The following is a 9,974-nucleotide window of genomic DNA, read 5'->3' on the forward strand; positions in this document are numbered from 1 at the left end:
GGGCGACGGAAGCGGCCCGGGCGACCGGGGCGGCGGGCGACCGTAGCGGCTGATACGAGCGGCGACCGGGACGGCGGGCGATTGCAAGCGGCCGTCACGAGCGGGCGGGGCCGGGCACACCCCGGCCCCGCCCGCCGTCGTTCACCGGCGGAGTCTCCGCGCCGCAGCGCCGCCACCGTCCGCCGTCGTTCACCGGCGGAGTCTCTGCGCCGCAGCGCCGCCACCGGGCGCGCCGGATCCTGTCACCAGCGCGCCGGGTCCTCGTCCGCCACCGCGAAGACCGACCCGTCGGGCGCGGTGGCGAACACCCTGCCCGGAGCGACGACGGGAGCGGGCAGCGCAGCCGCGAAGGTGTACCGCCCCGTGCCCATGCGGGGCGCTGTCTGGCCCAGCAGCTTCCCCCGGGCGGCGTCCACCGCCAGCAGCCGCCCGTCCGCCGCCGAAAGGTAGACGCGGTCCGCCGTGACGACCGGCCGCGAGGCCCGGCTGACCGACGTCTCCAGCCGCCACCGCTGCGCCCGCTCGGCGCCGCCCGCACGGCCCGTGTCGACGGCGACCAGCGAGCCGTTGACGCCGAAGAGGTACGCCGTGTTCCCCCGCACCGCGGCCTGCGCCTGGTCGAGCGGCGTGACGAGCGGGATCCGGCGGGCGGTCCGGGCGTCGGTGTCGAGGCGTACGACCGCCCGAGTCAGGCCGTCGGTGTCGTCGTCCAACAGGAACAGCGCCCCGCCCGAGACGGAGACCGGGCTGAGCATCCCGTCCAGCCGCTCCTCCCACAGCGGTTCGCCGCTGCCGGGGTCCACCGCCGCGACCGTGGTCGACGTACCGTCCTGCGACGGGGTGGCGGCGTACACGGGCCCCTCGCCGTCGGACGACGTGACCCACAGGGAGCCGGTGCCGCCGTGGCGGCGGGTCCAGAGGGCCTCGCCGGTGGTGTTGTCGAGGGCCTTGACGGTCCCGTCCGCGCTCACGAGGAGCACCACGTCCGCGGCGTGACGGACGAGCGGGCCGCCGGACAGTTCCACGCTCCAGCGCCGGGCGCCGGTACGCGGATCCAGGGCGTCCAGCCGCTCCCCGCCGGGCGGTACGACGTGCAGCAGCCCACCGGCGAGGACGGGCGTGCCGTCGTCGAGGGAGGAGCGGGAGGTGTCGGCCGCCTTCTTCGACCAGCCGATCTCGCCGTCCGCCGGGTCGAGCCGGGAGGCCGCCACGCCGCGCGCGCCGCAGTAGAGGGAGCCGCCCGCGTACGAACAGGCGGGCGGGTTGCTTCCGGCGCCGCCCCGCAGCGACACGTCCCAGGGGCGCACGGCCGCTCCGGCGGCCGTACCCCGCTTCCCCTCCACGGCGGGCGCCGGGCCGGCCCGGCCGTCGTCCACCAGCGCGCGTACGCCGAGGCCGCCGCCCACGACGAGCGCGGCCAGGGCCACGGCGAGCACGGCCCGACGGGTACGCCGCGCACCGCCGGCGCGCCGGGCCGCCGCAGCACCGGACGCCCCGCGCCCGGCCACCGCGCCCGCGGGACCGGCCACCTCACCGTCGCCCGAAACCGCAGCACCCGAGCCGCCCACCGCGCCCGCCGAGCCGGCCGCTCGGCCCCCCGCTGTCCCCGGCGCCGACTCGTCCCGCGCCGACAGGTCCCGACCCGACACGTCCCGCGCCGACAGCTCCCGCCCCACCGCGTCCCGTCCCGCCCCGCCGTGCGCCCACGCCTCCGCGACACGCTGCGCCGGTATGAACGCCTGCGTGTCGGCGGACGTCGGGTACGCCGCCGACCGCAGCGCCGCCATCAGCGCGTCAGGCGTCGGCCGGTCGGCGGGCTCCTTCGCGAGGCAGCGCGCGAACAACGGCGCCAGAGCTTCCGGTACGCCCGTCAGGTCCGGCTCGTCGTGCACCACCTGGTACGCCACGATGTACGGGCTGTCGGAGTCGAACGGCCCGCGCCCGGTGGCCGCGTGCACCAGTACGGACCCCATCGCGAACACATCGGCGGCCGGCCCCACCTCGCGCGGGCGCTGGAACTGCTCGGGCGCCATGAACGGCGGCGTTCCGATCAGCTTGCCCGTCTCCGTACGCAGATCGCTGTCCGCCGGACGGGAGATGCCGAAGTCGATGACCTTGGGCCCGTCCGCCGCCAGCAGCACGTTGCTCGGCTTGAGATCGCGGTGCACCACGCCGGCCCGGTGGATGTCCCGCAGCGACTCGGCCAGCCCCGCGCCGAGCCTCAGCAACTCCGGCGTACTCAGCGGACCGTTCCGCTTGACGCGCTCGGCGAGGGTGGGGCCCTCAATGAACAGGGTCGCCATCCAGGGGCGTTCGGCGTCCGTGTCGGCGTCCACGACCGGCGCGGTGAACGCGCCGCTCACCCGCCGCGCGGCGGAGACCTCCTGCCGGAAACGCGCCCTGAACTCGGGATCCGCCGCGAAGTCGGCGTGCACCACCTTGACGGCGAGACGCAACCCGGAGCCCGAGGTGGCCAGATGGACCACCCCCATGCCTCCGGAGCCGAGCACGGCTTCGAGCCGGTACTGCCCGGCATAGTCCGGATGCTCCGCTTCCGGTGACCTCCCGGTGCTGCGCAGCGGCGGCATCGTCCACCCCCGTGTGAATCGTCCGCAAGCGAGACGCACGGAGCCTAGTCGATGATGCGTGCGATGTCGGTGGGGCTTGCTAGCCTGCGCGGCGTACGGAGAAGGAACACCGACGGGGGAGGGGCCTCATGGCCGTAGGAGAAGTCGAGGACAACGTGGTGGACGCCGCGGAGGAGATCGCCGCCACCGCGGAGACCTTGGCGGTGCGCTATCCGGTGGCCCCGGGCTACCGGGTGAACGTACGCAGCGGCCCCGGCACCCACTACCGGATCGTCAAGGTCCTGCCGTACGACGCACGCGTCCCGATCAACTGCCAGTGCCCCGGAACGACGGTGACCGGTCCGTACGGCACGACGAACCTCTGGTCCAACATCGCCAACGGCCAGTTCGTGTCGGACGCGTACATCAGGACCGGCAGCGACGGGTACGTGGCCGTCCGCTGCGCCTGATCCGCCCGCTCGCCCGCCGGGGATAATCGACCCCGTGAGCGAGAACACCGACGGCACCCCGCCCCCCACCGCGCCCGCGAGCGGCGGCCCCCGACCCGAACCCATCCGGTTCTTCGGCACGACCTGGGTGAGCCGCGACAACGGGTACGGGCTGCGCCGGGCCGGGGTCGCCGTGGGCTCGCTGGCAGCCGCTGTCGCCGGCTGCCTCGTCCTGCGCTTCGCCTACCAGGGCCTGGCGATCGCGGACGTCGGCGGGTTCGTGAACCTCCTGGTCGTCGCCATGTTCGCGATCTGCAGCGCCATCGCCTTCCGCCGCACCTGGGAGGGGTACGCACGCCGCCCCGACCCGGTGGCCGAGGCCCAGCTGCGCACCCTGAAGGCCATCGGCTTCGTCGGCTCGCTCCTCGCGTACTTCTTCCGCGCGCTCACGGAGGCCCCCGGCGAGAAGCTGCGCCGCAGCGAGTACGAACAGGCCGTCACCCAGTACGAACGCCGCCGAGGCAACCGCACGGGCAACCCCGCAGCCCGCAAACCCCACCGAAAGCGCCGCTGACCCCACACACACAGCGCGCCACCCGACGGCCCCCACACCACCCGCACCGCACGAGCTCCCCCAACCCCAATGCCGTCCTCCCGCCTGACGCGTACCGGCGGCCCCGAACCACTCCCGCCGAAAGCCCCCCCACCGGGCCTCCCCAGGCACCGACACCGAGGCCACCCGACGTCCCCGCCCGCCCCGCGAGCGTCCCCAACCCGCCCCTCACGCCACCAGAGGCGAAGCCACCCCGCCGCCCCTGCCCTCGGCCGCCTCGGACCCGACGGCCTTCCGCAGCCGAGCGGCTTCCGCGCCCAAGGCCTGCGCCCCACCCCCAGCCACCTCGGACCCGACGGCGTTCTGCCGCCGGGCGGCATCCGCTTCCAGGGCCTGCCCCGCGCCTCCACCCGTCTCGCACCCGACCGTGATCGGTGTCCCGACGTTGTTCTGCCGCCGGGCGGTTCCCGTCCCCAAGGCCGGCCCCGTACCTCCACCTGTCTCGGGCCCAACGACGTTCGGTGCCCCGACGTTGTTCTTCGGCCGGACGGCCTCCGTCCCCACGGCCGACTCCCCGCCACCAGCCGCCTGGGAGCCGAGGGGCTTCTGCGGTCCGACGGTGTCCTGTCCTCCGACAGCGGTCTCCCGCCGGACGGCTTCCGACCCCCCCCGGTCCCCCTCACAAGTTCCGGCAGCCCGAGCGCCTTCGCCACTCCGCCGGCGGGCGCCTGTCCGTCGGCCATCGCGTACACCTGCCCGGTCACCAGGACCAGCCCGATCCCGGCCAGCATCCCCTGCACGACGGCGACGGAGACGGCCCGGAACCACCGCCCGAGCCGTAGGGCCCCATGGCCACCTGCACCAGCCCGGCGGCACCCACCAGCACCCCCAGGGCCCCGACGCCGTAACGCTGGACGGCCTCGTACACGAGCACGGTGAGCCCCGCCGCCGGGCCGCTGACGTGCAGGCTGCTGCCGGGGAGGGAACCAGCGACGAGCCCGCCGACGATGCCGGTGATCAGCCCCAGCTCGGCCAACCGGCCGGACGCGACGGCGACGCCCACACAAAGCGGCAGGGCGACCAGGAAGACGACGAGTGAGGCGGTGAAGTCGGCCCTGCGCAACGACAGGCATCGCAAGAGGCACCTCCGTCAGCTGGACAAAGTGCTGCGAAACTCATCGTCCGTGCGGTGAGTTGGGCATCCCAGGACTTTCCGTGACGGATGGGTGTCCACCGAAGCGTGGAGGAGACGGACGCTCCGCTTCCGGTCACGCCCTCGCCCGCCTGCGCCGCCCCCGCACGCCCGCCCGCGCCCCACCGCGACCGAACCCTTCCGTCCCACCGCCTTGACGCGAGAACCCCTCGGGAGCATATTCAACGCATGATGAATTATTCGTCGAGCTCGACCGGCCGGACCGGCCCGACCACCCCTACAGGCCCGACCACCCCCACCGGCGCCACCACTCCCACCGCCCCGGCCGGCGCGCCCACCGCCACTGATCCGACCGCCCGACCGGACGCCCCGGCCGTAACGGCGACCGACCTCACCGTCGTACGCGGCGCCCGCACCGTCCTGCGCGGCCTCCGCTTCACCGTCGCCAAGGGCAGGATCACCGGCCTCCTCGGCCCTTCCGGCTGCGGCAAGACGACGCTCATGCGCGCCGTCGTCGGCGCCCAGGCCAAGGTCACCGGCACCCTCGAAGTCCTCGGCCACCCCGCAGGCGCCGCCACCCTGCGCCCCCGCATCGGCTACGTCACCCAGGCCCCCTCCGTGTACGCCGACCTGACCGTGCGCCAGAACCTCGACTACTTCGCCGAAGTCCTCCGACCCGGCCGCGACCACCGCGAAGCCCGTCACGAGGCCGTCGCCCGCGCCATCGCCGACGTCGACCTCACTTCGCACGCCAACGCCCTGGCCGGCAACCTCTCCGGCGGCCAGAGCAGCCGGGTGTCCCTGGCCGTAGCCCTGCTGGGTACGCCCGAACTCCTCGTACTCGACGAGCCGACCGTCGGCCTCGACCCGGTCCTGCGCCGCGACCTGTGGACCCTCTTCCACACCCTCGCGGACCGGGGCACGACCCTCCTCGTCTCCTCCCACGTGATGGACGAGGCCGAGCGCTGCCACCGCCTCCTGCTCATGCGCGAGGGGGAGATCCTCGCCGAGGGCACTCCCGACGCCCTCCGCGCCCGTACCGGATCCGCCACGGTCGAAGACGCGTTCCTCCACCTGGTCGACGAAGCCGACTCCCGTCAGGAGAACGTCCGATGAACGCGTCCCGCACCCTCGCCACCGCCGCCCGCGTCCTGGCCCAGCTGCGCCACGACCGCCGCACGATCGCGCTCCTGCTGCTCATCCCGGTCGTGATGATCACGCTGCTGCACTTCGTCTTCGACGCCTCGCCGCGCACCTTCGACTCGATCGGCGCGTCACTGCTCGGGATCTTCCCGCTGATCACGATGTTCCTGGTGACATCGATCGCCACCCTGCGCGAACGCACCTCGGGCACCCTCGAACGCCTGCTCGCCATGCCTCTCGCCAAAGCCGACCTGATCGCGGGTTACGCGCTGGCCTTCGGCGCCCTGGCGGTCGTCCAGTCGGCCCTGGCCACGGGGGTATCCCTCTGGCTCCTGGATCTCGACGTGGTCGGCTCCCCCTGGCTGCTCCTGCTCATCGCCCTGCTGGACGCACTCCTGGGAACGGCCCTCGGCCTCTTCGTCTCCGCGTTCGCCGCGTCGGAATTCCAGGCGGTCCAGTTCATGCCGGCGGTGATCTTCCCGCAACTGCTCCTGTGCGGCCTGTTCACCCCGCGCGACTCGATGCAGCCGGTACTGGAGGCGATCTCGAACGTACTGCCCATGTCGTACGCGGTCGACGGCATGAACGAGGTCCTGCGCCACACGGACCTGACAGCCACCTTCATCCGCGACGCGACGATCGTCGCGGCCTGCGCACTCCTGGTCCTGACCCTAGGAGCAGCCACCCTCCGCCGCCGCACCCCCTAACCCCTCCCACCCGACACCACACCCAACCCACCACCCCACACCTCACGCACCCCCAAGCCAACCCACTCCCGGGACACCATGCACGCGCCCCCCAGCTCACCGCCACCGCACCCCGCAAGCCGGACCCCGCAAGCCGGACCCGCCCCGACACTGGGCACGCGCGCCCCAGCACCCCCCGCTCGCATCACACGACCACATCGCACCCACGATTCGACCCGCCCCCGCCCCCACCACTGGCATGCGCACCGCAGCACCCCCGCTCGCCGCCACACGACCACCCACACCACACCCCACTGGCAGCGACCAACACCCGCGCCCCCGCGCCCACGCGCCCCCGCGCATCCACGCACCCGGACTCAGCACCAAGCACCCGACACGGGACCGGCATCCAACACCCGAGCACCCAGCGGCCGCGCACCCGCGCACAACGCCCAACAGGAGCACCCGAGCACCAGGACCGGCACCCATCAGCGAGCACCCGAACGCGCCCGGAGCCCGCCCCCACCACAGGCCCGCCCCCACAACTCGGCACCCCGCCCCAAGCAGCAGCACCCCTCACCCCACCGGCCGACGGACGTCCCCCCGACCTCTCCTCACCCCGCAGCTCCACCCTTCCGCCTGCCCGCTCCCCGTATCCCCCTCCAGCCCGTCCGGCGTTTGAGGACACGCCCGCAGGGGCGTCCGGGGGCCCGGGGGCTCGCCCCCGGTTTCGGGAAGGGGCGGGTAGGGGAAAAGGCCCCGCGCAGCGGACCGCCCCACGCGCCCCCACCGCAACGTCCCGCCCACCGGACACCACCCCCCGCCCCCCACCCCCGGTGCGAAGATGTCCCCGGGACGCCGCAGCACCCAAGGCGCCCCAGAACAACGCGCACCCCGAACAACCGCGCACCCCGAACAAACCCGCACGACCCGCACCCACAAGCACGCACCCCCACCGGCGAGGTGAACCGCATGACCCAGACAGTCGCAGTCCTCGGCACCGGAAAGATCGGCGAGGCCCTGCTCAGCGGAATGATCCGCGCCGGCTGGCGCCCCGCCGACCTCCTCGTCACCGCCCGCCGCGCCGACCGCGCGGAAGAACTCCGCGCCCGCTACGGCGTCGAGCCGGTGACCAACGCCGAAGCCGCCAAGCGGGCCGACACCCTGATCCTCACGGTAAAGCCGCAGGACATGGGCAAGCTCCTGGACGAGCTCGCCCCGCACGTCCCCGCCGACCGCCTCGTCATCAGCGGCGCCGCCGGCATCCCCACGGCGTACTTCGAAGAGCGCCTCGCACCCAACACCCCCGTGGTCCGCGTCATGACGAACACCCCCGCCCTGGTGGACGAGGCGATGTCCGTCATCTCGGCCGGTACGCACGCCACCGCCGAGCACCTCCTCCACACCGAGGAGATCTTCGGCGGCGTCGGAAAGACGCTCCGCGTCCCGGAGACGCAGCAGGACGCGGCCACCGCCCTCTCCGGCTCGGGCCCGGCGTACTTCTACTACCTGGTCGAGGCGATGACCGACGCCGGCATCCTCCTCGGCCTGCCCCGCGCCCAGGCCCACGACCTGATCGTCCAGGCGGCCATCGGCGCGGCGGTGATGCTCCGCGACAGCGGCGAACACCCGGTGAAGCTCCGCGAGGCGGTGACGTCCCCCGCCGGCACGACCATCAACGCGATCCGCGAGCTCGAGAACCACGGTGTACGAGCCGCCCTCATCGCCGCCCTGGAAGCAGCCCGCGACCGCAGCCGCGAACTCGCCTCAGGCAAGGGCTGACACCCCGCCCGGCGCGCCCCGCCCGGCACCACCCCATCCCAGGGGCAGGTCAGGTCAGGGCAGCGACCGGGGCATGGGACCCGCACCCACCACCCCCCGTCCCCAGCCCCACCCCCTGGCGCACCGCGCGGCAGGGTGACGACGCCCCCGTCACCCCGCAGGCAACAACCCCACAGCCCGATACGCCGCATCCACCGTCGGCCGCGCCATCCCCCGAGCCCGCTCGGCCCCCTCCCGCAGCACCTGGTCCACATGGCCGGGATCGGCCGCCAGCTCCGCATGCCGCTTCCGCACCGGTCCCAACAGTTCGACGACGGCCTCCGCCGTGTCCTTCTTCAACGCGCCGTACGAGTCGTACTCATCGGCAAGATCCGCAGGGTCCCCACCCGAACAGGCCGCCAGTACGTCGAGCAGATTTGCGACCCCGGGCTTCTCCTCCCGGTCGTACTCCACATCGGTCCCGCTGTCGGTGACGGCGCGCATGATCTTCTTCCGCACCACCTCCGGCTCGTCGAGCAGATAGACGATTCCCGCAGTGGCCGCGTGCGACTTCCCCATCTTGGACGTGGGGTCCTGAAGGTCCATGACACGGGCGGCCACCGCCGGACGCGTGGGCCTGGGCACGACGAAGGTGTGCCCGTACCGCTGGTTGAACCGCACCGCCAGATCCCGCGTCAGCTCGACGTGCTGCGTCTGGTCGTCCCCCACAGGAACCTCGTCCGTCCCATAGGCCAGGATGTCCGCTGCCATGAGCACCGGATACGTCAGCAACGACAGCCGCACGCTCTCCCCGGCCTCCCGCGCCCGCACGCTCTTCTCCTTGTACTGGATCATCCGCCGCAGCTCACCGTCCGTGGCCGTGCATTCCAGTACGTACGACAGGCGCGCGTGCTCATCCACATGACTCTGTACGAACACCGTGCACAGCGCGGGATCGAGTCCCGCGGCCAGCAACAGCGTCGCCGCCTGCCGACTGAGCCGCCGTACCCGCGCCGGATCGTGCTCCACGGTCAGCGCGTGCAGGTCCACCACGCAGAACAGCGCGTCGGCCCGGTGCTGATCGGCCTCGGCCCACCGCCGTACGGCCCCGAGATAGTTGCCCAGAGTCAGGTGCCCGCTCGGCTTGACCCCACTGAAGATCCGCGTCATCGCTCTTGCCTCCTGGTCGGAGCCGCCGCCACCTGCAGCCGCCCCCCTGGAGGGAGAAACACGAACGGCCGCCGAAGCGGCGGCCGTTGAACGCATACGTGTCTGCCGGCCGCCGTCAGGCGGCCCGCCACCCCTGGGTGTACGTACGCGAAGTCATGGGGCTCACCGTAGCAGCGGAGCCCCCGGTTGACAGGGGATTGACGCCTCCGTAGTGTTCTCCGAGTTGTCCGACGTGAGCACCGGCCCCGGCCGGCCCCGGACAGCCATTCCGCAGTAACCACTGAGCGAGCGACTGCTGTCGCCCCGTTCTTGTGCGCATTTGCGAAATGAGGAATCCACGTTCGAAGGAACGACACCCCGATTAGCTCGGGAGTCAGGAATCCGCTAATGTCTCACTCGTCGGAACGGCCCAACAGCCGGAAAGGCGAAACCCGCTGACTGGGAGTCAGGCCCGAAAGGATCTGATAGAGTCGGAACCGCCGGAAAGGGAAA

General features: G+C 72.9%; 7 protein-coding genes and 1 pseudogene. 5 read left to right on the plus strand and 3 right to left on the minus strand.

Features of this window, described 5'->3' with window-relative positions:
* Nucleotides 1-242 precede the first annotated feature (242 nt).
* Nucleotides 243-2,588, minus strand: a complete 2,346-nt coding sequence (locus ACWGH0_RS29885; RefSeq protein WP_453407383.1) for a serine/threonine-protein kinase — start codon at nt 2,586-2,588, stop codon at nt 243-245.
* Nucleotides 2,589-2,716: 128 nt separating this feature from the next.
* On the opposite strand from ACWGH0_RS29885, the gene ACWGH0_RS29890 reads away from it, so the two are divergent.
* Both ACWGH0_RS29890 and ACWGH0_RS29895 read left to right on the plus strand, forming a co-directional pair.
* Nucleotides 2,717-3,037, plus strand: coding sequence for a peptidase (locus ACWGH0_RS29890; RefSeq protein WP_453407384.1), 321 nt, complete (start codon nt 2,717-2,719; stop codon nt 3,035-3,037).
* Nucleotides 3,038-3,071: 34 nt separating this feature from the next.
* Nucleotides 3,072-3,590, plus strand: coding sequence for a hypothetical protein (locus ACWGH0_RS29895; RefSeq protein ID WP_453407385.1), 519 nt, complete (start codon nt 3,072-3,074; stop codon nt 3,588-3,590).
* A gap of 650 nt (nt 3,591-4,240) precedes the next feature.
* Here ACWGH0_RS29895 and ACWGH0_RS29900 read toward each other — a convergent pair.
* Nucleotides 4,241-4,707 (minus strand): annotated as a pseudogene (locus ACWGH0_RS29900) (SulP family inorganic anion transporter); the annotation flags it as partial.
* A gap of 243 nt (nt 4,708-4,950) precedes the next feature.
* Between ACWGH0_RS29900 and ACWGH0_RS29905 the strand changes: the two are divergent.
* The 3 genes from ACWGH0_RS29905 (at nt 4,951) to proC (ending at nt 8,333) form a co-directional block, all read left to right on the plus strand.
* Nucleotides 4,951-5,838, plus strand: coding sequence for an ABC transporter ATP-binding protein (locus ACWGH0_RS29905; RefSeq protein ID WP_453407386.1), 888 nt, complete (start codon nt 4,951-4,953; stop codon nt 5,836-5,838).
* Nucleotides 5,835-6,572, plus strand: a complete 738-nt coding sequence (locus ACWGH0_RS29910) for an ABC transporter permease (protein ID WP_453407387.1) — start codon at nt 5,835-5,837, stop codon at nt 6,570-6,572. Before ACWGH0_RS29905 ends, ACWGH0_RS29910 begins: the two co-directional genes overlap by 4 nt.
* Before the next feature lie 951 nt (nt 6,573-7,523).
* Nucleotides 7,524-8,333, plus strand: a complete 810-nt coding sequence (gene proC, locus ACWGH0_RS29915; protein ID WP_453407388.1) for a pyrroline-5-carboxylate reductase — start codon at nt 7,524-7,526, stop codon at nt 8,331-8,333.
* A 150-nt stretch (nt 8,334-8,483) separates the two neighbouring features.
* On the opposite strand, the gene trpS is transcribed toward proC, so the two are convergent.
* A complete protein-coding gene (gene trpS / locus ACWGH0_RS29920) occupies nt 8,484-9,482 on the minus strand; it encodes a tryptophan--tRNA ligase (protein WP_453407389.1) in 999 nt (332 codons plus the stop codon).
* Between the last annotated feature and the right edge of the window lie 492 nt (nt 9,483-9,974).

The sequence above is a fragment of the Streptomyces sp. NPDC054887 genome, from assembly GCF_053610585.1.

Bases quoted from the DNA above. Each gene is read 5' to 3' on its own strand.
- ACWGH0_RS29885 (WP_453407383.1), bottom strand. From the start codon at position 2,588: ATGCCGCCGCTGCGCAGCACCGGGAGGTCACCGGAAGCGGAGCATCCG.
- ACWGH0_RS29890 (WP_453407384.1), top strand. From the start codon at position 2,717: ATGGCCGTAGGAGAAGTCGAGGACAACGTGGTGGACGCCGCGGAGGAG.
- ACWGH0_RS29905 (WP_453407386.1), top strand. From the start codon at position 4,951: ATGATGAATTATTCGTCGAGCTCGACCGGCCGGACCGGCCCGACCACC.
- ACWGH0_RS29910 (WP_453407387.1), top strand. From the start codon at position 5,835: ATGAACGCGTCCCGCACCCTCGCCACCGCCGCCCGCGTCCTGGCCCAG.
- proC (WP_453407388.1), top strand. From the start codon at position 7,524: ATGACCCAGACAGTCGCAGTCCTCGGCACCGGAAAGATCGGCGAGGCC.
- trpS (WP_453407389.1), bottom strand. From the start codon at position 9,482: ATGACGCGGATCTTCAGTGGGGTCAAGCCGAGCGGGCACCTGACTCTG.